Consider the following 21,206-nt stretch of genomic DNA (forward strand, 5'->3'; position numbering starts at 1 on the left):
CTTGACTAATATATTAAATTATACCTTTCTTTTTAAGTTCTTCTCTTGCGATTTTAGTTCCTTCAACCATAGATACCAACTTCTGATATGCTACTTTTCTGGAAAGAAGCTTTAGCCCGCAGTCTGGATTTATCCAAACCTTATCTGGTGGGAAGTAGTTTAATACGTTTAATATATCCTTAGCGACTTCCTCAGGGGTTTCTACTCTTCTATTATGAACGTCTATCACTCCAACACCTATCTCTTTATTATACTCATATTTCTTAAATAATTTCAAAGGTTTGTAATCATATATTTTTAATGCAAAATTTATTTGATCAACCTTTATTTCATTCAAATATGGTGCAACCAACTTATAATCACCATAACATATGTGCATCACTAGTTTAGCATTAATCCCTTTTACTGCCTCATTAACAGCTTCAATACCCCATTCCACATCCTCCTTTCTAGTATGTAAAGCTGGCTCATCTATTTGGACTATTTTTAATCCCGCGTCCACCAAATTTCTTATTTCTTGATTTATTATTTTAGCCAAATCGAAAGCCAGATCCCTTTTGTTCTTATAATACTCATTATATGACCACTCAGCAATAGTATATGGACCAGTGATCGTTACCTTTATGTTTTCAGTATAGGACACAGATTTTGCAAAGTTAAACTCATCAACTAGCATCGGCATGTTATATTCTAGCTTACCCACTACGGATGGTTTCCTATAATACGCAGTCCCCCATACTCTTACTGGTCCATAAAATCTAAATCCCTTTATCCTTTCGGCAAAAAACTCAACCATCTCGTCTCTTCTAACCTCACCGTCAGTTGGCACATCAATGCCAGCCTTTTTATGATCATTTAAGACAGTTATCACAGCATCATTAAACGCTTCATTAAGATCCTCAGTGCTTATTTTACCAGCCTTATTCAGCCTTATCGCTTCTTTTAACCATTTAGGTCTCGGATAACTGCCTATCACGGTTGTAGGCAATATGGGTAGTTCACTCATTTAGCTCTCACCATCTTTGTCAAAACCTTATCTAGATTCTTTAAAAGTTTTAGTTTTCTTATCGCAACTACTTCTGGAATAAAATCTAGTAACGAAGTGTTTCCAATTATCACATCTGACGCTTTATTTTCCTCAGCCGAATGTAAAAATCTTCTTATCGTAATTAGTCTCTCCATCTTAGTATTTCTGGAATCTAACACTCCTAAATACACTTTCTTGCCTGAGAAGTACGGATAAACTTTGCCTAACTTCTTCAAATTATCAACTACATCTATGCCGTAATAGTCTACCGGTAGAGAAAAGATAGTATCTAATCTCTTAGGATTCTCTATTTCAAAATAAGTTATCAAATGCTTTTCTAAACCTACTCCACTAAGCATTGACCTATAAACTTCTGGGACTTTTTCTAAAATTTCATTACCTACTCCCTTCTTTAATAGCATTGGCTCATGAATCTCCACGACCTCAACTACATCTGATATGTTCTTTAATAAAGAATTGACAACTAAAGAATAATCCGTAATTGCATCAACGGGATTTTTGTAATATTCGTCAACTGATAAAAGATAATATGAGACTGGACCTAGTATTACAGCTTTAAGCTTTGACTTTAATCCCACTTCTTCTTTAACTTCCTTAGAAAACCTTAGGTCTTTAATGAATTTGTTGTCATCTCCTGCAAACTCAATTTTTCCCTTAATTACGGGCTGTCTGTAATAGAAGTTATTATCAAGAAATCTTTGTAAAGCTCCTTTCTCAGCTCCTTTAACGAACCCAAACGACGTATCAACTAGATCGTCCCATCTGAAGAGCCCATTAGTTACGTAGTTTAGTTCAATTTCATTAGCTAATTTAAATAAATTCATCATAGCCTCTTTTAAATACTTGTTTAGCTTTTCCTCGTCTATTTTATTCATATTATACCATGATATAGCCTTTCCTAACTTTGGATTTTTAGGAAAACTTCCCACTAAGGCTTTTTTGAACTGCATTAGCTAACTTTAGGTGCAAGGAGATAATTAACTTTCCCGCCCCCTTCCATATTAAATGATAACTGTAAAGGTTTCTGGCTAGAAAAGGATAGTCTCATAAAATCTGATAGTTTAGTTAACTCTAGTATATCATTTAGATACTCTGCCGAATATGAGCCCGTTGCTTCATTGCTGAACTCTATATCTTGCAAACCACCAGTATCTCTAGTAAATTCAACCTCAACTTTATTTTCACCCTCAGCCTTAACGACAATACTATCTTCATGACCTTCTATTATCACAGTATCGGTAATAGCTGAGACTTCTTCTATTGCAGACTTAAAACCTTTTGAACTGATAGTAGAACTTATATCAAATTGTAAGTTTATATCCGGTATTTGTTGTTCAGCTATTTCTAGATTTCTTATATAAAACTCCCTGTTCGTACTTCCAATAATAGATATCTTAACTAGGTCGGGAGAGTCACTAAATATCTCTACAGCTTCCTTCCTCTTAGCTACCTTTAATACCTTTAGTAAATACTGAGTATTAAAACCAAATCTAAAGTCCTCACTAACATCATATTCTTTAAACATATCTTTCGGTAAAGTTATTGTGATTAGCGATATGTGAGCTCTATCTAATGCTACTAGCTCAACACCATCTTGCTTAAATTTTAATGCTGCTTCATCTACTAACTTGGCTAAAGCAGTAACTATGGTTTTGAAATCCCTTACATCACCGTAAACAACTCTCATAACAACCTATCTTTAACTTCATTATAGAAACATTTAAAGCGTTATTAACTTTCAATTTAATTAATGATACATAAAGCTTAATTTATTCTGATCAGAAATGACTTCTGTGAAAAGGATTTTAATAGCCTCGGACAGAAGTAACTCCGGAAAAACGTTAATAGCCTCGGGAATAATGAGAGCACTCTCTAAAAAAATGAAAGTTAGAGGTTTCAAAGCTGGACCGGACTTCATAGATCCAGGTTACCATAAAATAGCCACTGGGTATCCCTCAATTAATTTAGACTTATGGATGATGGGAGAAGAGAACGTTAAAAAGAGTTTGTCTAAATACATGAAGGGCTTTGATGTTGGAGTAATAGAAGGAGTGATGGGATTGTATGATGGAATTGAGACATCTTTCAGTACCTATGAGTTAGCCAAGGTTACTAAAACGCCAATAATCTTAGTGATAAATTGTTCTAATATAAGTAGTACTGTTGGAGCAATCGTGAAAGGGCTTAAACTTTATAGAAAAGATGTGGACGTAAAAGGGGTAATCTTTAACAAAATTGGATCACAAACTCACTATAATTATTGCAAGAGGGCTATTGAAGATGATGTGGAAGTTTTAGGATATATACCTTATGACAAATCCCTTGAGGTAAAATCAAGACATTTGGGACTCTTAACAATAGAGGATAATAAAGAAGTTAGCGAAATTATAGGAAGAATAGGGGAAATGGTTCAACAATACATAGATTTGGATAAAATGTTAGAAATCATAGATGACGAAGAATTAAACTTTGGAGTAGCAGACAGAGATTCCAGAAACACTGAACCCAAACAGAAATTAGCAATAGCGTATGATTCTGCCTTCAGTTTTTACTATGCTGAGAATCTTGATATTTTAAAGAAGAAATATGAATTGGAATTTTTCAGTCCATTAAACAATGAAACTGTAAGCGATGTAGATGCAGTTTACATTGGTGGAGGTTATCCTGAGTTGCATCTAAGAGAACTAGAGAACTCTAGTAATACAAAGGCTTGGCTTAAGAGACTATCTTATGACGGAATTAAGATATACGCTGAGTGTGGTGGACTAATGTATCTGTCAAATAATTTAATAGATGAAAATGACAATAAATACAAAATGGTTGGAGTTTTTGATATAGACATAAAAACAAAAGATAAGCTTACAATAGGCTATACTGAATTGGAATCCATTTCTGACAACTTCTTGGTCCCAAAGGATACTATAGTTAGAGGTCATGAATTTCACGTGTCTAAGCCATTATCTGTTAATGAAAGAACTTTCACATTCAAAGTTAAGATTGGAAGGGGCTTATTTAACGGGTTTGATGGAGTAAGGATTCATAATACGATTGCTAGTTATTCCCATCTTCACTTCTCTAACTTTCAGAGGGAGATTGTTTTTTAAGTTCAATTTTCTTCACTCTTTCTATTAATTCCGTTATCTTATCAATATCCGGTGAATATAACCTAACATGGAATGGGAACTTAGAGTCTGAGGATTTAATTTCAACATATTTTTTATCTCTATTTGGGGATATTTGAGCGTTTAACAAGTATTTGGCTGGCAAAAATAATCCAGACCTATCAGTAGCTATTACCCCTTTTTCAGTTATCTTATACGAAGTGGGAGCCATAGGAATATTAGTTTGGAACCTCAAAACTCTTCTGTTCATTAAGAAACTTACACCATAAAGTAATTCAAAATATAATACGTAAAAACCAAACCTATACAACGTATCCGAGATAGAAGTTACGAACTTGATTATCACGTAATTATATAGTATTATCAGAATTATTAGATATAAGAACATTATTCCTAATGAAGACATGTTCTTCTTCATCACCTCAGTGGTCTCCTTTAGGTAATCCTCATCCTTGTTGATTAAATCAGTTGCTTTCTTCTCTTCGTACAGAGTCCTAGCTGCAGTTATTTCGCCTAAAGATCTTCTTTCTCGCAGTAGAGGATTGGATCTCATAACAATTACTGATGTTATTCCCAAATATACAATAATGTAAAGTATATAGAATTCTATGAAGTATTTTGGGAAAAAGCTTAGCACAAGCGAAAACAATATCATCATTACTTGAGATAGCAAAATGAACTTCCAGTTAAACGGATTATAAGCAGAGCTTGACATTTGTTAATAAAATAAACATTTAGACTTATATTTCTGTTGTATCAACGTTTTAACTTATCTCATTAGACTAAAATGACACATTTTAGAATCTTACCCTTTATTCTAACATCCTTTAAACAGAATTTATTAACGATACTGATATGGAATTAACCAGATGGAATCTATATGAAAGAGATCTCCTCCACCTATCACAATTTTTCCAACATTTATTTGATTTATAATGAAAGAAATTTCAATCATATTTCCATTAAAACGCCATAGCGTATATTTCTAAATATTGTGTTAAAATATGTACTCTTTTTTAAGTAAATACTCTTATATACTTTCAATAATAGTTTACTAACGATATGTTCAATCTATCAGAAATACGAAAAGATCTCGAGAGCGGGATGCCAATCTTGATCTACGACTTTGATGGAAGAGAGGAAGAAACTGATATGATATTCTACGCAGGAGCAATATCGTGGAAAAGTATATATGTACTTAGAAAAGAAGCTGGAGGTCTAATTTGTTATGCAACATCTTACCAAGAAGCTAGAACTTTAAATCTGGAATTTATGGCAGATTACCTAGCAAAACACCCTCTTTATTATAGCTTAGTCAAAAAGCAATCTTACGGGGATTTCCCAGCATTCTCCTTATGGGTGAATCATATAACTACTAAAACAGGTATTTCAGATTACGATAGATATGTCACAATAAGTGAGTTACATAAGGTAATATCATTAATTAAAAATAATCCTAATGAAGCAAAACAAGAGTTTTATTCAAACTTTATATCCCCAGGACACGTGCCAATACTAATAGCTAGAAACTTGTCCCAAAGAAGAGGGCATACAGAGTTAACTATTACATTACTGGATAAATTAGGGTTAGAGAGAAGTGCAGTATTAGCGGAGATGTTAGATGAGAAATATAGTATGAACAAGGAGAAAGCTAAAAAGATTGCAGATAGTTTAGGTTTCCTCTTTATAGAGGGAAAGGAAATCCTTAAAGAGGTGTTAATATGAGAAAATATGGAGTTGCAGATACTACCTTTTCGAGAGTAGATATGGGAAGTATAGCGTACAAGGTAATTCAAAGTGAAGACGATGATAGTCAGATAGTCAGATATACTGTGCCCGGGATAAAAGACCTACCAGTTGCTGCAAAACGCCTAATTGATGAAGGATGTGATGGAGTAATAACGTTAGGATGGGTTGGTAAGACAATGCTAGACAAGTATAGTTATTTGGCTGCTAGTATAGGGTTAATATTCGTACAAATATTAACTTCTAAGCACGTGATTGATGTAACTGTTCATGAGGACGAAGCTGAGGATGAAGAAAAGTTAAAGGAAATCGCTATCGATAGGGCAACTAAACACGCTAGAAACCTAGTTAAATTAGTAAGAGATGGAAAAAACGCATTAACTCCTTTCGCAGGAAAAGGTTTAAGGCAGGGGTATAGAGATGCAGGAGAGATTGATTAGATTAGGTATAGTAGTAGCAGAATTTAATTATGACATAACCTACTTAATGCTACAGAGAGCGATATCTCACGCTAAATTCCTTAACGCAGAAGCTAGGGTAGTAGTAAAAGTACCTGGAACTTACGATATGCCATTAGCCGTAAAGAAATTACTTGAAAAAGATTACATAGACGCAGTAGTAGCTTTAGGTGCAGTTATAAAGGGAGAAACTAAACACGATGAAATAGTAGCTAGTCAGACTGCGAGAAAGTTAACTGACTTATCAGTAGAATATGGAAAACCTGTAACTTTAGGTATAATAGGACCTGGTGCAACACACGAACAAGCAGTAGAGAGAATAGAGGAATATACAAATAGAGCTGTAGAAGCTGCGGTCAAGCTAGCTTTGAGATTAAAACGGCTAGATGAATTAGAAAAGGTATCTGAAATGGTGATATTGGATTGAAAATTTTAGCCGTCAAACTAGTGGATTACAGAGAATGGACTGAAGGCTTAGGTGAAGATAGAGAATGGATAATACAAAAAACACAAAATGAAATAATGAGAACTATACATGAAATTTCCTCTGAGTATTACGCATTTCCATTGCAACTTAGATATGATAACTTCCTAATAATAGTTAACAGTCTTACTCCAGAGCAAATATCTCAAATGGTTAAGGATATCAATGACCAAATTCCTTTAAGAGTTAGCACTTGCCTAGGATCTGGCAATACGCCTTTAGAAGCACAACAGAATGCATCAAGATGTATTCCTAATGATCATGGGGACAATTATAATTACCATGATGATCATGTTACCGCATTACACTTCGATATAAATCACAACACTGAGCGCTTAAGGAAAATTTCAATATATGAATCCTTCATTGAAATTATGGACGTATATAGTTTACTAATTAAGTTTTTGTACAGTATAGGAGGAATTACCCAATATTTAGGTGGAGATAATTTCCTAGGCTTCGTTTCTGACAACGTAATATATAAGGTTACTGAAAAAATAGACAGTTTAGAAGGACTAAAGGTCGGGATAGGTATCAGTAAAAATGCTAGAAATGCTATAAAATTAGCTACCTCAGCCTTAGATGATATAAGGAAAGATAGGTCAGAGAAATGGAAAATAAAGAAGGAATAATAATAAACGTAAGATTAGGGCTAATTGGAGAGGAATTGGAACTAAGGGAGAATATAAATATAGAAGTAGAAAACGGTATAATTCAACACATAGGGAACGGGTTTTCTTCTGAGGGAATAACTTTTAAGAATGGTATTGTTCTACCTACATTAGTTAATTCTCACGTGCATTCTGCTGATTTCATATGCCAAGAAATGGGATACAATAAGCCAATAAAAGAAGTCGTGGGAGATCCTAATAGTATAAAATATAAATGCTTAAGTAATCATTCCGAAAAAGAAATAAAAAATTCAATAATAAAATTCGCTCAAAGAGCGAAGGACTTTGGTTCACATGTAATTTTAGACTTTAGAGAACAAGGTCTAATAGGAAGTAAAATCGCTAATCAAGCTAAGTCTGAGTTAAAGAGACAAGGAGTATTGTACTATATTTTAGGAAGATTAGAAAACAATGAAATAAATAATGGGAATCTGAAAGTTCTCCACGAAATCGTAGATGGTTACGGACTATCTAGCACATCAGATATAAATCCTCTGATAAAAGACGTTTTTAAAGATAAAATTAGAGCCATACATATTTCAGAAACCTTAAGACAATGGCTAAGAAATGATCTTGAATCAGCAATAAAAGAGTATAACCCCAACCTCATAATCCATGGAACACATTTAAGCGAAGAGGAGATGGAGATATTAAAAGAACGAAAAATTTCCTTAGTGATATGTCCTAGAAGTAATCTCTGGTTTTCAGTAGGAGTACCTAAAGTTGTCAATTCACTAAGAGCAGAAATCAATGTCCTTTTAGGAACTGATAATGGTGGAGTATTAGATCCTAACTTATGGAAAGAAATGGAAACTTTCTTACTATTAACAAGGCTTCAAGATCCTCTCAGTGATTACTCATTACATGTCCTAAAGGCAGTAACTACTAACGCATACAGGTTTTTAGGCATAAATGGTTGGATAGAAGAAGGGAACATAGCATCATTAATGGTTGTTGAAGGAGAAAAATCTGGAATTTTAACTTCAAATAACAAATATATGGGAATTATAAAAAGAGGGAATAAAATAATTTATGCTCTAGGAGCTATCCAGAACGTCATTTGACCTCCTGAAGGGACATCAACGCTTAGCCTTATAGGTAAATTGTTCCCAAAACTAACTGTTATGGGTGCGGAAAATCCTCTTAAAGCTGCCACTGCATTCTTAAACATCTCAACACTATAGGAAGCTGAAGCAGAACTCTCCACCGAGATATCCTTAAGGGACTTATCTTTGGTCAAAATAGCAAAATACTTTTTACCTTGTTCATCGATCTCTATTTCAATTCTATCTTCATATGCTGAAATCTTCATCTCCTCTCCTATTAATGAAAGATCTCCAGCGATTATATCAAGGACCTTATCATCGGTTGTAAAACTGGCTGACAAGTTAACCTTAGGTTCATTAATTTGCTCAACATCACCTTTTTCAACTTTAAGGTATATATTACTCTTAGTCCCACTTTTCTCATCTTTTATGACAATCTTTATACCACTTTCAGTTTCATCAATTTCTATAGTAGCTTTTTTAGATTTAGCCTTAGATAATATCTTCTTAACAGAAGTTATGTCTAATTTAACTGAAAGCGGTTTTTCTATACTATAATCCGAAAGAACATCCTTTGGTATTTTAGCTAAAGCCATTAATGTCTTATCTTCAGTCAAATGTCTCGAAAATACGCCATCTTCTGAGAGATTTAAAGTCACTATATCACTTACCTTAGCTACTGCACTAATGAAAGAAAAGAAATCTTTTGCATTAGGGTAAACAACTTTAAACATAATTAACTCTCCTCATCCTCTTTTTTAACTTTCTTTTTTGGTTTCTTAACCTTTTTAGCTGGTACTCTCTTTGTTTTCTTCTTAGAATCCCCACCCTCATATTCTTTAAAGATTTGATCAAAATTTAGCTTAGCCTCATCCACACTGATTTTACCATTTAATAAATCATCCCAAATTTGGGTATTTTTCATAAGTAATTCTATATCTTTAATCGAGAGCTTAGGTAACTCTTCACTTTCTTCTTCGACTTTCTCCTCTCCCTCTCCCGCACTACTCTCCTCTCGATACTCATCTTCGTTCTCGTCCTCTGGCATACTAATAACCAAATTATTTTAAAGAATTAAGCTTAACTAAAAGTATATCTCTGTATTCACTTGTTACTGTAACGACATGAGCTCTATCTAAGTATTGAATTGCTTGATAAATAGCCCTATACTTATCTTGGTCACCCCCACCCAAAGTCCTGCTCAAATACTCTAATTCTTTTGGTTCTATAACATTAAATATAAATATATGATCTGAATTTTGTAATATATTTTCTATATGATCGATCAATTGTGAGATTAAAATTATGCCTACACCGAACTTCCTTACTTCAGCAAAAAGTCTTTCCACTACCTCTAAGCCAGTCTCCTTACTTAATATAAAAGGAGCTTCGTCAATTACCACGAATTTCCACAAAGCTGACTGACCTCTCTTATACAAATAACTCCTAAAATCCCTCAAGATAGTCTCAATCAAAATGTACTTGAGCTCATCTGTTGGAACTTTAGAAAGATCTAGAATTATATTATTATCAAATACGTAATCCATGTCAATACTGTTACCATTCAGCATTTGATTAGATAAGAATTGAATATAAGGCTCAATAGATTGAATTCGAGAAACATCTTGAGATGTCTCAACTAGCTTCTTCTTCCTCTCCATAGTTATCAAAACATCATGAAAAGTAGGCGGCTTAGAATTCCACGTATTAGGATTATTCTCATCAACTCCTTTCTCAGCATAAGTCTCCATTATGATATTGAAAATGTCAATAGTTTGTAAACTACCTAATTTAAACAAAGATTTCAACATATAAGATATTTCTAAAGACCTTTGCCTAGGTGATGAACCGTTTAATGAAAGGGGATTTAAAGAATACCTTGACATATCAATCTTGTTCGCATTATTAATGTTATACTCTCCATGGAGATCAAAGACTAAATAACTTAAGTTTGTCTTCTCAAGTAACAGTTTTGCTAAGGAAGATTTACCAGATCCGCTAGTACCAATTATAACTATATTATAATTTTTGGATTTTGCAAGGTTTAGATTAAACTTGACACCAGAAACCTTCTTCCAACCATATTTCGTCTGAGAGAACCTATTAGTTAAGGTAGGAGATAACACTCCCTCAACCTTACCCAATTCTATTCCTTCGGAATCTGTCTCGAATCTAATAGAGTGTGTGATCATATATGGTATTGAAAACCACGAAAGCAGGATCAGAGGAAATTCATTCTCCTCACAGATAGTTAAATAGAGAGAATAGCCTACTATACTACCAATAAGTAATAACAAATTATTACTTATAAAGTAGAAGATAAAAAGAGATATTAATAGAACAATCACCCCAATGACTACTTTTTTTCTATTTATACTGATCTTTATCCTGCTCAAATTCAATACTACCTCATCCGGAAATGATCTTCTAGTTAATCCAAGTATTATACCGACTATTGCCAATATCCCAAAATAATACGGAGACAAATCCAATAATGTAGAAAAAGTTACGAAATTGTTGTAAACTATTGAGGCAAAAGCAAAAAGAGTTATGTAATATAATATTGCAATGATTATCGAAGAAAACATTAGAGCAAATATAACTGAAGACACAGAAATTAAAACCAATGAAAGTATAAATAATGAAAACGAATTAAGTAGTGAAGAATCGAGGAATGAAGTAAAACTACCCGGAGTTGCAATAGGTATAACCATACTACTTAAGGATACATATAACATCATAATTAGTGAGATTAAGATCACGTTTGCAATTACATGCCTATACTCATACATCTATAAATATCCTCTTGTAATACTTAATACTTGCGAGAATGATAAACATAACTAATGAATTCCTGGTAAGACTGAAGAAACTTGGATATAACGAATTAACCCCGATACAGAAAATCGCAATACCAAAAATATTGTCAGGGAAAAACGTATTAATTATAGCCCCGACTGGCTTTGGTAAAACTGAAGCTTCAATAATACCAATCTATTATAAAATATTTAAGGATAGACCAGAGAAGATATCAGCCTTATACATAACCCCTCTAAGGGCACTTAATAGAGACTTACAAGCCAGATTAGAGAAATTAGGTGAAGCGTTTGAAATAACCGTCAAAATAAGACATGGGGATTCTTCAACATCAGAAAGAAAACAAATAATTGAAAACCCACCTGACCTACTAATTACCACACCAGAAACTCTACTTTACTTAATTTTAAATAACAAATTTAGAGAATATTTTAGTAACTTAAAATGGATAATAATAGACGAATTACAAGAAATGCTAGATGAAAAAAGAGGTATTGAGCTTTCAGTTCTCCTACAGAGAATTAAAAGATTATCCAAAAATAGGATACAATTTATTGGAATATCCGCAACAATTGGTGACGTAGAGGTTGCAAAAAAGTATCTCAGTTATGAAGTAGAGGTTGCAAAAGTAGATGCAATGAAAAATATGGAAATAGGTATAGTCATCCCAAGAGAAAGAGATCAAGAGTTAACGCTAAAACTGGGATTGAAACCAGAAACAGTATCTAGAATTGTAGAGCTTAAGAAAATAATAGAGGGTAACAAACCAGTCCTAGTTTTTACAAATACTAGAGAAACCAGTGAATTCTTATCAAATCAGTTATCCAAGTTAGGCTTAAAAGTTGGAACACATCACGGATCCCTCTCAAAGGAAGTGAGAATACAAGCAGAAAACGAGTTTAAAAAAGGAAATATCGACGCAATAATAGCTACCTCTAGCCTAGAACTAGGAATAGATATTGGAAGGATAAACCTGGTAATACAGTATATGTCTCCCAGACAAGTGATTAGACTAGTCCAAAGAGTAGGAAGAGCTGGACACTCCATAGAAAAAACCTCTAAAGGAATAATCATCCCCTCTGATGATATATTCGATATCTTAGAATGTAAGGCAATAATAGACTCATTTCATGAAGGATACTTAGAGAAACCACTAATAGAAGATAACCCGCTTGACGTTGCATCTCATGAAATAGCAGGAATGGTGTTGGAAGGGTATAGTGATCCAAAGGAAATATTAAATGTATTAAGAAGTTCATTCTATTTCGAAAAGCTAACGGAGGAAAAGTTCAATGAGGTATTGGATTTAATGGAATCAGCTAGGATAATAAGGAGAAAAGAAAATAAGGTGATTCCGGGTCCTAGAATATGGAAATATTACTATAACGTTAATATGATACCAGACTCGTTGAGAAGCTACATCGTAATAGACTACTCAACTAACACAAAATTAGGAGTTTTAGATGAGGAATTTGTGGCAACACTGGATAGTGAAAGCATATTCATATTAAGCGGTAGATTGTGGAAAGTGGTAAGTATAGAAGACGATAGGATATTCGTTGAAAGGGCTGAACTAAAATCTGGAATTTTGCCTAGTTGGTTCGGAGAATCCATTCCAGTGGAGAAAGAAGTGGCTAAGAAAGTATTTGAGTACATTCGAGCTGAAGATGATGATGAAAACGTGATAAACGTTATCGATAAGCATAAGAGCAGAGGATATCCTCTTCCTAGGTCAGATGAGATAGTAGTAGAAATAATAGGTAATGACTTAATAGTCTTACACTCACCCTTCGGCTCTAGGGGTAACAACACTCTAGGAACTATTTTCTCAGTCTTGTTATCCAGTGAAAAGAGCGTTAAAACTTCCTTTAGAGCAGATCCTTATCATATAGCAGTAGCGTCAATTCTCCCAATAAACAGATACGATATCCAAAGGGTAATAGAAAAAATCAATTCCTTCAACATAAATGAGCTTTTGGAAATTCTAAAGCAAGGAATTAAGGAAAGCCCACAGTTCAAGTGGAAATTATTGGTAGAAATTGAGAGATTCGGAATGGTAGACTTTGATAAAAAGAACATTCAAATAACTTCTCCCATACTAAAAGCTTACACAAATACATTGGTCGGGGAAGAGGCAGTTAATGAACTTTTAGTTAAAAACCATGACGTGGAAGTAATAAACGAAATCAAGAAATATTCTTGGAAAATAGTAGAGGTAATTGAACCATCTCCTCTAGCGAGAGAATTTCTTGACAAACTAATGAGTTATAATACAAATGATGACGCTCCATTAGTAATTGAAGTCTATAAAAGAAAATTAATCAACAAGGAAATCAAGGTGATTTGCCTAGTATGTGGCTGGAGTTCAAAACACACTGTAGTTAATACTCCAGACAAATGTCCTAAATGCAATTCAATATTTCTTACGGCAACAAGTCCAGATGATAAAGACGCAGAGAGAATAATAAGAGATGCAATGCTAGGAAAGAGGTTAAAAGGAAACGAGAAAAGGAAGTTGGAGGACTTAAAGACTATAGCATCACTTTTCTCTTCATATGGTAAACACGCTTTCATAGCTTTATCTGCCAATGGCATAGGTCCAAGCAACTTAGGAAGGGTGCTAAGTAAATTATCTGAGGGAGAGGACAAGTTTTATTTAGCAATTATGGAGGAGGAAAAAAGGTTCTTAAGAACAAAGCAGTACTGGCACTAATCTTATATTTAACCTCTTAAAAGTTTTTGTGATAGCAATGCCTGCAATAGAAATTGGGAGAATATGTGTAAAAGTAAGAGGGAGAGAAGCTGGAAAAAAGTGTGTAATCGTCGATATAATAGATGATAATTTCGTTCTTGTAACCGGTCCAAAAGATGTAAGTGGCATAAAGAGAAGAAGAGTTAACATACTGCACTTAGAACCTACAGACAAAAAGATAGAAATACAGAAAGGAGCTTCTGATGATGAGGTTAAGAAGAAACTACAAGAGTCCAACTTATTAGATTACGTAAAAGAAAAAGTCAAACTATCTATACCAACTTTGTGATATGCTATGTTAGACAGTTTTATTTATAAAATAGATAATTTTTGTGATTATAAAAATGAATGGATAATAAGAAAAGATAGTCAAACCTCTGAAAATTACGGGTACTTTCCAGAAAAAAGACCCATAGAAGTTCACATTAAAAACTCAATAATTAACCTTGATAAACCACCTGGTCCCACTAGCCACGAAGTAGCGTATTGGGTTAAGAAAATGCTTAACGTAAATAAGGCAGGGCACGGAGGGACCCTAGAGCCCTTATAGAGGGGCGGGGCAATCCCAAGGTAACGGGAGTACTTCCCATCGGTATAGAAAACGCTACGAAGATTATGAGCTACATCACTAAAGCGGGTAAAGAATATGTATGCGTAATGCAAGTCCATTGTGATGTTAACATAGATGAAATTACTAAAATAGTAGAAATGTTCAAGGGAAGGATATACCAGAGACCACCTGTTAGATCGTCAGTCAGGAGAAGGCTGAGAATTAGGACAGTTTATGATATAAAAATACTTGATTATGATAAAAAATTTGTTTTGTTAAAAATAGAATCAGATTCAGGAACTTACATGAGAAAAATATGTCACGATATAGGCATAATTTACGGCTGTGGAGCACACATGAGAGAGCTCAGAAGAACTAAGTCTGGAGTATTCACAGAGTCCACTAACTTGATCACATTGCAAGACTTATCAGAGGCATTATACTTATTCAGAAACTGTAAAGATGAAACTGAGTTAAGAAAAATATTAATGCCAATGGAATATGGTACGTGCGGAATGCCTAAAATAATAATAGAAGATTCAGCAGTAAATGCTATAGCATATGGAGCACCACTAGCGATACCGGGAATAGTAGCATATCAAAACTTCGCAAAAAACGATACAGTTGCAATATTAACGTTAAAAGGCGAGTTAGTGGCTATAGGTAATACCGTAACAAACTCCTCCGAAATTCAAAACGCCAAGAAAGGAATAGTAGTCAATCTGAATAGAGTTTTTATGCAGAGAGATTTATATCCTAGAGCATGGAAAAAACATGAGTGAATACGTAATAAACGAAGTGATAAACGGAATACCCATAACCCTTATCTCATCTAATAACGTATTTTCAAAAAAAGAACTAGATTTAGGGACGAGATTACTTTTAGAAAATTTAATTATACCAGATGAAGGAATAGTAGCTGATGTAGGATGTGGCTATGGTCCAATAGGAATATACATTGCCAAGAGAAATGCAAAGGTAAAAGTCTATATGATTGACGTAAATCACATAGCAATAAAATTAGTTAACAAAAACGCCGAGATAAATGGAGTAAAGGAGAGGGTAGTAATCATTAAATCCGATATCTTCAAAGCAATTCCAACTGAAGTAAAATTTAATGCAATATATTCCAATCCCCCACTCTCTAAAGGAGTTGAGTTCATAAAGAAACTAGAAGAAGAAGCTTATGATAGGTTATATAGCAAAGGCTTTATACAATTGGTAGTGTATAAAGGGGAGGCTAACGTTATAAAAATATTCGAGAAAAGATTTAGGATAGATAATTTGAAAAGGAAGAAAGGTTATAGCATAATAACGATAGTTAAAGATTAAAGCTATTATTTAGATATAATTAATGCCGGGGTGCCCGAGCGGTCTAAGGGGCTGGCCTTGAGAGCGCCAGGTTAGCCAGTAGGGTAATCCCTGCGCGGGTTCGAATCCCGCCCCCGGCGCTAATAAAATTTTACGTTAGCATTATATAGAATTTTTACACTTAGTTTTCATAAAAATTCTTCATTAATCCCCATATTTGAAAATTAAACTAGGTTGGGTGATAAAAACCTCACCCTTTAGGGTTGGGAGGAGGCCAGCAGAATTCACGCATCTACGAATATTTTTAACAATTCACTTAATCCTTTCTTTACCCTCTTCTCAACCTCCCTACTACTTATCCCTAACATTAATCCAGCATGATACCAACTCTTTCCTTGTAAAACTCTAGCTATCAAACTACATTCTAATTCTTCAGCTAACTTCGTCTTAGGTAATAATAGGAAATAATTCGTGACTAAAGAATGTGAAGCTTCAGCGATAGAATTATAGGGCAAAATACCATTAATATATGCTTTAATCTTATCTATATACAAGCTTGGAATCTCACTTAACCCATTATTAACGGGAGGAGTATTATCAAGTAGTAATGCTAATACACAAGGATTAACGTTAAAGTAAACTTGATGTGAAGTTCTTAACAACTTATCCTTCAATAGCTTTGACAAATTGTTTACCATCTCTTTAGCCCTATTACTTAAAGGCTTAATTACAATACAAGAATAACCATTTAATTCTTGATTCTTTATTGACGATAAATAAACAGGAGTAAAACCATTCTTTAGCCAAAAACGTAAAACTCGCTGATCAGCTATAAAAGATGAACCAACCCAATCAATTCCCTCTCCTTCTGCCTCTTCTATCACTTTGTCTAACACTTTGCTTCCAATTCCCTTTCCTTGAAATTCTGGAGTTACAGCAATCCTCATAACTCTCCAGCCCTTAAGCTTACCAAAATCGAGAAATCTAACATATTTTATAATCCTATGAGGAATTAAGTGGCCCTCGTTTTTTACGCCATCTGATATATTAACTATCTCTTCCTCTCTTAGATTGCCCTCGTAAACTACTTGAGCAACGCTGATTGGATTATCGTCTGCCCAGTAAACATAAATCCTTTGAAAAGCCATATCTCCTAATAACATCAGATCGTCTGGAGAATTCCTATAATGAGCCTCTACCAAAATGCCATAAACCTTTTTCAGCAGATCATCATTAGAAAACAATTCTTCTTGAGAAACTCTAGTAATCTTATAATTTGTTATAGAACTAACTTCCGGAGCCTCAGCATCTAATAGAAAAACATCATATAAGAATCTCTCTACTGGGTCTCCTTTAGCATACCTTATTGGATACTCCAATTTAACGTGTTTAACTAAGAGTCCCTTTTTGAGTTTATCCACGAATTTTAGGAATGCCTTCCCAGAACCCTCATAACCGTGAATTGTGGTTACTAATATTACCTTATCATATTTCCTTATAATGTAATCTAAGTTTTCCATTCCTATCGCTGCAGCTTCATCAACTACTATTAAATCACCTTCTTCATCCTCAGCTAAGTCTGGAGGCAACCACTTAACCCTAGTTTCTCCACGTCTCACTCTCATTATTTTTCCATCTCTCGACTCACCTAAGCTGAATTTAGCCCTAAGAACTGATAAACCTTTCATTAAGAAATTGAAGATTTCTTGAGAGGAGAAATATGTAGGTGAGGTCACTACGATATTACTGAATATCTCCTTATTCACTAAATATGATAAGAATAAGCCTACACTAGCACTTTTACCTCTACCCCTCGGAGCTGTTACAACTAAAGTCCTCTTACCACTCTCTAGAATAAATAAAGATTCTTCTAAGACTTTGTTTTGATCTGCAGACATACAAACCTCGTGTAATTGAATTGGTATATTTGGCCTTTGAGGAATTTTCTTGAATGGCTTATGAGTTTCAGCAGATGAATAAGGTATGAAATTAATTTTATCATCAAATACGATAATGCCCCTATGTGATAAAGCCTTTTGGAGAAATCTTCTCTCAAATAAGTCGTTTACTATACCGTCTCTGGACAGAGAATTCCTATACAATTTATTCTTCAAAATATTATCAGAATATATAATTACTAATCCTCCCCCCCTAGCCATATCTATAAAACGTGAAATATAATTTGGTCTAAAATCACTTACAGCGTCTAAAATTACTAGATCTCCGGTAAGTCCTAAATACTTATCTGAGTTAGAATAATCTATGTCTACAATATTAGGTAAGATTTGCCTAAAGCTCTCGAGACGTTCCTTATCAGCCCATGGATGAAAAGCGTAAATCACAGTAGGATTTTTGTTAACTCTCAAATAATCCTTTACCAAAGATAAGCTTAGATCAAGATAGGAAGGAGATTGAACAAAAGCTAAATGTCTGTAATATCCCTTTTTTGCGTCAAGGAAGTAATTTGTAAACATCTAAATAAATTAGATCGCTAAACTAAAAATTAGTCTCTGATAAACAGAACAACAAACCTTCCCTTTTAAGGTGTGGAGGAGGTCAGTGAAGGGCATATAGAGACCCGAGACTAAATAGCCAATTCTGGATCCACGTAGTAGTACTAATACTAGTTGAATTTTTTCATTTAACTAGGGAGTTAATTCAAAAGGAAAGCTTTTTTACCAAAAAACAATATAAGGAAATTAGGGGTTGGTGGGTCAGCTCTAGGTTGGCTCTTCATAGGTCTGCTCACACGGTATTCATCATCCCTCGCCACTCCCAATTCTTCTTCAGGAACTCATTTAAAAACTTTTCGTTTTTCGCTTTATTATCTTTAATAACGCGACTGTAATAATATTATTAGTATAATCATTTCAAATATAATGAGGCTATAAGCATTAGAACACCAATCACTATTGCCAGCCCATTAACGAAAGGATTATCATACTTATAATGGGCTAAAGCAAACCTCCTCCACTTCCCACCCTTCTTCACATATATCCCCTTTTCAGTAAAAACATCTAAAAGCATGTGAGAAGGACCTACTATTACACCATCTATTACTATAGGAAAGAAAGTATTAGAGAAACTATTATCGTAGAGGAATAGAAGAGTGACTATCGGAATAATGGATAAAACACCCCAAAGGACACTCCTAGGCAGAGTATGAGTCAAAGGAGTCCTAACTGGTATTTGCCCTTGCTTAGTTAATACCTCCTTATGCCCCAACCTATCAATAATTAAATTACCAATAACAGAAATTAGGGCAGAGAAGAGGAAATAAATGAAGAAATCCCCAGACAAAAACGTGTCTACCAAACACAAAAGACCAGAACTAAAGACGTAATGAGTCCTTAACCTCATACATTATTATTAAACAACAAAAGATAAAAAAACACCACCCCATCCCATTCAGCCTAAACTTCCACCCTTGCCTTGAAAGGCGAGGGTTATCTTTCCTTTGTTACCAGTGAAGTTAAACAATAGAGTGAAGGGCGTGGAGAAGGTCGACGTATTGTTAGGCAAGGTGTGAAAAAGAGGCGAAGATGGCATGAAATTCTTTCTGTCGAATGATTCTAACCACGAGTGAGATAAAAAAGGTAACTCAAAATCTCGTAACTCTTTATGTGTTACCAATGCTTGTAAACGTGAATTAGACGTTAATATGGAGAAAGAGAAGACACGTTATAAATATGGTGACTATATTATACGTCCTATTAAAGGGCATTATTATGGCTATAAATTGGAAACGGTGAATAGTGAGAATAAGGAAACTTATGTTGGACCTTTAGTTAACATCATTGAAACATATCTGAAAATGAAAAATAGAAGTGGGGGTATCCCCACAGTGCGGCCGCCGGGATTTGAACCCGGGATCACCGGCTTGGAAGGCCGGCGTCCTAATCCAGGCTAGACTACGGCCGCACAATAAGAGTTAGTGAAAAAGTGACTTATAAAAGTTGTGGATAAAGAAAAAAGGTTTAAGAAAAAAATAAAGGTTAACTTATTCTTCTCATCACTAAGACTATAGCCACTATTGCTACTATTAGCCCAATTATACCAGCTATTATTCCACCATAGGCAATAGTCGTTAAACCGCTTACCTTTCCTTCTAGTGAACTAACCTCACTATTTAGCGTGCTTATATTACCATTTAGTGTAGCTATCTCTGACTTTAACGTTGAAACTGTAGAGGATAAAGTACTATACTCAGAGTTTAGCGTACTAACTTCCGACTCTAATGAAGATATTGTAGAGTTAAGAGAAGCAATCTTACTGTTAAGTGTTGAAATTTGTGAACTTAAGCCGGACAAGCTACCATTCAATGTGCCAATCTCATCTTTTAGTGTGGATATTGTAGAGTTAAGAGAAGCAATCTCACCTTTTAGAGTATTTACTTGACCACTCAGCAAGTTGATAATTGATATATAGTTAGGTATAGCGGTTATTAATACTTGATAAGTAACAGTGTGTACTCCATAACTAACCGTCATACTTCCGCTTATTAAGTAGGACGACACTAACGATATACTACTTGATAGAGCAGGTACTGTGAAACTTATTAAGAAAGACCCATTCGACGCAGTAGTTGCAGTAAATGTCTTAGTCCCCACACTTGGAATTGTAAGTGTTAATGATATACTTGCACCAGATAAAGGCATTGCTACTGAAGTATTATACACATAACCTATCAAATTAACTGTACCGTTTTGCATTACTGTTGCTGTTACAATACCATTAACTAGAGCAATATACTGAGGAAGGCTATTCTCGTACATCGCTAAGTTTTGTACGGTCAGTATTATTGGAGCTACAGCTGGAGTAGTGACATTTACATTAATACTTCCTACAGCCACTCCACCAGCCACTTCCACAGTTATAGTCCATATTCCTAGTACATTAGGGAATGTATAAGCATTAGGCACGTATATTCCACCAGTACCATTAACACTAGTAGGTATAGTAGCTGCTAGAGTAGAGTTAGGGAAGAAGAAATTAATAGTTGCCGCATCTCCGGCAAATTGAGTAGGAACTACTGCATCTATCGTAATAGTCTTCCCTACCAAGTACTGCTGATCATTAACGCTAGGGCTGTAGAACGTAACGTTTCCAGATGTATATGCGCCTACTGAAACCAATGCTACAATTGAAATTAAGATTAGGGAACTTAAAAGATATACACTTTTCATAACCGATCACCTTAA

At 34.5% G+C, this 21,206-nt stretch carries 21 protein-coding genes, 2 tRNA genes and 1 pseudogene; 13 read left to right on the forward strand and 11 right to left on the reverse strand.

The window, feature by feature from the left end; all coding sequences use genetic code 11:
* Positions 1 to 13: 13 nt before the first annotated feature.
* The 3 genes from BFU36_RS03770 to pcn are packed head-to-tail and all read right to left on the reverse strand — an operon-like array spanning position 14 to position 2,735.
* On the reverse strand, positions 14 to 1,006 hold the full coding sequence (locus BFU36_RS03770) for a methionine synthase (RefSeq protein WP_069282342.1): 993 nt from the start codon (positions 1,004 to 1,006) through the stop codon (positions 14 to 16).
* A complete protein-coding gene (locus BFU36_RS03775) occupies positions 1,003 to 1,998 on the reverse strand; it encodes a 5-methyltetrahydropteroyltriglutamate--homocysteine methyltransferase (RefSeq protein WP_069282343.1) in 996 nt (331 codons plus the stop codon). Before BFU36_RS03775 ends, BFU36_RS03770 begins: the two co-directional genes overlap by 4 nt.
* Positions 1,998 to 2,735 (reverse strand): proliferating cell nuclear antigen (pcna), encoded by a 738-nt coding sequence (gene pcn, locus BFU36_RS03780; protein ID WP_069282344.1) that lies wholly within the window; start codon positions 2,733 to 2,735, stop codon positions 1,998 to 2,000. The genes BFU36_RS03775 and pcn overlap by 1 nt, the downstream gene beginning before the upstream one ends.
* A gap of 106 nt (positions 2,736 to 2,841) precedes the next feature.
* Between pcn and BFU36_RS03785 the strand changes: the two genes are divergently transcribed.
* Positions 2,842 to 4,152 carry a cobyrinate a,c-diamide synthase gene (locus tag BFU36_RS03785; protein ID WP_069284575.1) on the forward strand — a complete coding sequence of 437 codons (1,311 nt, stop codon included), beginning with the start codon at positions 2,842 to 2,844 and terminating at the stop codon, positions 4,150 to 4,152.
* On the opposite strand, the gene BFU36_RS03790 is transcribed toward BFU36_RS03785, so the two are convergent.
* On the reverse strand, positions 4,124 to 4,885 hold the full coding sequence (locus BFU36_RS03790; RefSeq protein ID WP_069282345.1) for a DUF2208 family protein: 762 nt from the start codon (positions 4,883 to 4,885) through the stop codon (positions 4,124 to 4,126). The genes BFU36_RS03785 and BFU36_RS03790 overlap by 29 nt on opposite strands.
* A gap of 347 nt (positions 4,886 to 5,232) precedes the next feature.
* Between BFU36_RS03790 and BFU36_RS03795 the strand changes: the two genes are divergently transcribed.
* From BFU36_RS03795 to BFU36_RS03815, 5 genes are read left to right on the forward strand one after another with little or no spacing between them, the layout of a single operon-like run.
* A complete protein-coding gene (locus tag BFU36_RS03795; RefSeq protein ID WP_069282346.1) occupies positions 5,233 to 5,895 on the forward strand; it encodes a 3,4-dihydroxy-2-butanone-4-phosphate synthase in 663 nt (220 codons plus the stop codon).
* The gene (gene ribC, locus BFU36_RS03800) at positions 5,892 to 6,356 is read left to right on the forward strand and encodes a riboflavin synthase (protein ID WP_069282347.1); all 465 of its coding nucleotides are present in this window, start codon (positions 5,892 to 5,894) and stop codon (positions 6,354 to 6,356) included. The genes BFU36_RS03795 and ribC overlap by 4 nt, the downstream gene beginning before the upstream one ends.
* Complete coding sequence (ribH, locus tag BFU36_RS03805) at positions 6,337 to 6,801, forward strand: 6,7-dimethyl-8-ribityllumazine synthase (RefSeq protein ID WP_069282348.1); 465 nt, start codon at positions 6,337 to 6,339, stop codon at positions 6,799 to 6,801. The genes ribC and ribH overlap by 20 nt, the downstream gene beginning before the upstream one ends.
* Positions 6,798 to 7,490 carry a GTP cyclohydrolase IIa gene (locus BFU36_RS03810; RefSeq protein WP_069282349.1) on the forward strand — a complete coding sequence of 231 codons (693 nt, stop codon included), beginning with the start codon at positions 6,798 to 6,800 and terminating at the stop codon, positions 7,488 to 7,490. The genes ribH and BFU36_RS03810 overlap by 4 nt, the downstream gene beginning before the upstream one ends.
* Entirely contained in the window at positions 7,469 to 8,593 is a 1,125-nt protein-coding gene (locus BFU36_RS03815) for an amidohydrolase family protein (RefSeq protein ID WP_069282350.1), read from the forward strand. Before BFU36_RS03810 ends, BFU36_RS03815 begins: the two co-directional genes overlap by 22 nt.
* Here the strand turns inward: BFU36_RS03815 and BFU36_RS03820 are convergent.
* The 3 genes from BFU36_RS03820 to BFU36_RS03830 are packed head-to-tail and all read right to left on the reverse strand — an operon-like array spanning position 8,560 to position 11,367.
* On the reverse strand, positions 8,560 to 9,309 hold the full coding sequence (locus tag BFU36_RS03820) for a DNA polymerase sliding clamp (protein WP_069282351.1): 750 nt from the start codon (positions 9,307 to 9,309) through the stop codon (positions 8,560 to 8,562). The genes BFU36_RS03815 and BFU36_RS03820 overlap by 34 nt on opposite strands.
* A gap of 2 nt (positions 9,310 to 9,311) precedes the next feature.
* Positions 9,312 to 9,623: an RNA polymerase subunit Rpo13 gene (locus BFU36_RS03825; RefSeq protein WP_156770053.1), complete on the reverse strand. Its 312-nt coding sequence runs from the start codon at positions 9,621 to 9,623 to the stop codon at positions 9,312 to 9,314.
* Positions 9,624 to 9,636: 13 nt separating this feature from the next.
* On the reverse strand, positions 9,637 to 11,367 hold the full coding sequence (locus tag BFU36_RS03830; RefSeq protein WP_069282353.1) for a helicase HerA domain-containing protein: 1,731 nt from the start codon (positions 11,365 to 11,367) through the stop codon (positions 9,637 to 9,639).
* A 38-nt stretch (positions 11,368 to 11,405) separates the two neighbouring features.
* Between BFU36_RS03830 and BFU36_RS03835 the strand changes: the two genes are divergently transcribed.
* From BFU36_RS03835 to BFU36_RS03860, 6 genes are all read left to right on the forward strand, one after another.
* A complete protein-coding gene (locus BFU36_RS03835) occupies positions 11,406 to 14,105 on the forward strand; it encodes a DEAD/DEAH box helicase (protein WP_069282354.1) in 2,700 nt (899 codons plus the stop codon).
* 37 nt (positions 14,106 to 14,142) lie between these two features.
* A complete protein-coding gene (locus tag BFU36_RS03840) occupies positions 14,143 to 14,433 on the forward strand; it encodes a 50S ribosomal protein L14e (protein ID WP_069284576.1) in 291 nt (96 codons plus the stop codon).
* A gap of 6 nt (positions 14,434 to 14,439) precedes the next feature.
* Positions 14,440 to 14,694, forward strand: coding sequence for a hypothetical protein (locus tag BFU36_RS03845; RefSeq protein ID WP_069282355.1), 255 nt, complete (start codon positions 14,440 to 14,442; stop codon positions 14,692 to 14,694).
* Positions 14,691 to 15,476 carry an RNA-guided pseudouridylation complex pseudouridine synthase subunit Cbf5 gene (locus BFU36_RS03850; protein WP_083216346.1) on the forward strand — a complete coding sequence of 262 codons (786 nt, stop codon included), beginning with the start codon at positions 14,691 to 14,693 and terminating at the stop codon, positions 15,474 to 15,476. The genes BFU36_RS03845 and BFU36_RS03850 overlap by 4 nt, the downstream gene beginning before the upstream one ends.
* Positions 15,469 to 16,026, forward strand: a complete 558-nt coding sequence (locus BFU36_RS03855) for a class I SAM-dependent methyltransferase (RefSeq protein ID WP_069282357.1) — start codon at positions 15,469 to 15,471, stop codon at positions 16,024 to 16,026. The genes BFU36_RS03850 and BFU36_RS03855 overlap by 8 nt, the downstream gene beginning before the upstream one ends.
* Before the next feature lie 24 nt (positions 16,027 to 16,050).
* Positions 16,051 to 16,145: transfer RNA gene (locus BFU36_RS03860), tRNA-Ser, on the forward strand.
* Between the two features lie 144 nt (positions 16,146 to 16,289).
* On the opposite strand, the gene BFU36_RS03865 is transcribed toward BFU36_RS03860, so the two are convergent.
* Positions 16,290 to 18,479, reverse strand: a complete 2,190-nt coding sequence (locus BFU36_RS03865; RefSeq protein WP_069282358.1) for a tRNA(Met) cytidine acetyltransferase TmcA — start codon at positions 18,477 to 18,479, stop codon at positions 16,290 to 16,292.
* Positions 18,480 to 18,870: 391 nt separating this feature from the next.
* Complete coding sequence (locus BFU36_RS03870) at positions 18,871 to 19,365, reverse strand: DUF1286 domain-containing protein (RefSeq protein WP_069282359.1); 495 nt, start codon at positions 19,363 to 19,365, stop codon at positions 18,871 to 18,873.
* 301 nt (positions 19,366 to 19,666) lie between these two features.
* On the opposite strand from BFU36_RS03870, the pseudogene BFU36_RS13510 reads away from it, so the two are divergent.
* A pseudogene (locus BFU36_RS13510) lies at positions 19,667 to 19,819 on the forward strand (putative integrase); the annotation flags it as partial.
* Between the two features lie 31 nt (positions 19,820 to 19,850).
* On the opposite strand, the gene BFU36_RS03875 reads toward BFU36_RS13510, so the two are convergent.
* Positions 19,851 to 19,926 (reverse strand) — tRNA-Gly (locus BFU36_RS03875).
* 74 nt (positions 19,927 to 20,000) lie between these two features.
* Entirely contained in the window at positions 20,001 to 21,191 is a 1,191-nt protein-coding gene (locus tag BFU36_RS03880; RefSeq protein WP_069282360.1) for a glycosylated S-layer protein, SlaB, read from the reverse strand.
* Positions 21,192 to 21,206 lie beyond the last annotated feature (15 nt).

Source organism: Sulfolobus sp. A20, assembly GCF_001719125.1.
GTDB lineage: Archaea > Thermoproteota > Thermoprotei_A > Sulfolobales > Sulfolobaceae > Saccharolobus.

What these genes read in the sequence shown, in the direction of transcription:
- BFU36_RS03770 (WP_069282342.1), bottom strand. Translation starts at nt 1,006, where the DNA reads ATGAGTGAACTACCCATATTGCCTACAACCGTGATAGGCAGTTATCCG.
- BFU36_RS03775 (WP_069282343.1), bottom strand. Translation starts at nt 1,998, where the DNA reads ATGCAGTTCAAAAAAGCCTTAGTGGGAAGTTTTCCTAAAAATCCAAAG.
- pcn (WP_069282344.1), bottom strand. Translation starts at nt 2,735, where the DNA reads ATGAGAGTTGTTTACGGTGATGTAAGGGATTTCAAAACCATAGTTACT.
- BFU36_RS03790 (WP_069282345.1), bottom strand. Translation starts at nt 4,885, where the DNA reads ATGTCAAGCTCTGCTTATAATCCGTTTAACTGGAAGTTCATTTTGCTA.
- BFU36_RS03795 (WP_069282346.1), top strand. Translation starts at nt 5,233, where the DNA reads ATGTTCAATCTATCAGAAATACGAAAAGATCTCGAGAGCGGGATGCCA.
- ribC (WP_069282347.1), top strand. Translation starts at nt 5,892, where the DNA reads ATGAGAAAATATGGAGTTGCAGATACTACCTTTTCGAGAGTAGATATG.
- ribH (WP_069282348.1), top strand. Translation starts at nt 6,337, where the DNA reads ATGCAGGAGAGATTGATTAGATTAGGTATAGTAGTAGCAGAATTTAAT.
- BFU36_RS03815 (WP_069282350.1), top strand. Translation starts at nt 7,469, where the DNA reads ATGGAAAATAAAGAAGGAATAATAATAAACGTAAGATTAGGGCTAATT.
- BFU36_RS03820 (WP_069282351.1), bottom strand. Translation starts at nt 9,309, where the DNA reads ATGTTTAAAGTTGTTTACCCTAATGCAAAAGATTTCTTTTCTTTCATT.
- BFU36_RS03825 (WP_156770053.1), bottom strand. Translation starts at nt 9,623, where the DNA reads ATGCCAGAGGACGAGAACGAAGATGAGTATCGAGAGGAGAGTAGTGCG.
- BFU36_RS03830 (WP_069282353.1), bottom strand. Translation starts at nt 11,367, where the DNA reads ATGTATGAGTATAGGCATGTAATTGCAAACGTGATCTTAATCTCACTA.
- BFU36_RS03835 (WP_069282354.1), top strand. Translation starts at nt 11,406, where the DNA reads ATGATAAACATAACTAATGAATTCCTGGTAAGACTGAAGAAACTTGGA.
- BFU36_RS03840 (WP_069284576.1), top strand. Translation starts at nt 14,143, where the DNA reads ATGCCTGCAATAGAAATTGGGAGAATATGTGTAAAAGTAAGAGGGAGA.
- BFU36_RS03845 (WP_069282355.1), top strand. Translation starts at nt 14,440, where the DNA reads ATGTTAGACAGTTTTATTTATAAAATAGATAATTTTTGTGATTATAAA.
- BFU36_RS03855 (WP_069282357.1), top strand. Translation starts at nt 15,469, where the DNA reads ATGAGTGAATACGTAATAAACGAAGTGATAAACGGAATACCCATAACC.
- BFU36_RS03865 (WP_069282358.1), bottom strand. Translation starts at nt 18,479, where the DNA reads ATGTTTACAAATTACTTCCTTGACGCAAAAAAGGGATATTACAGACAT.
- BFU36_RS03870 (WP_069282359.1), bottom strand. Translation starts at nt 19,365, where the DNA reads ATGAGGTTAAGGACTCATTACGTCTTTAGTTCTGGTCTTTTGTGTTTG.
- BFU36_RS03880 (WP_069282360.1), bottom strand. Translation starts at nt 21,191, where the DNA reads ATGAAAAGTGTATATCTTTTAAGTTCCCTAATCTTAATTTCAATTGTA.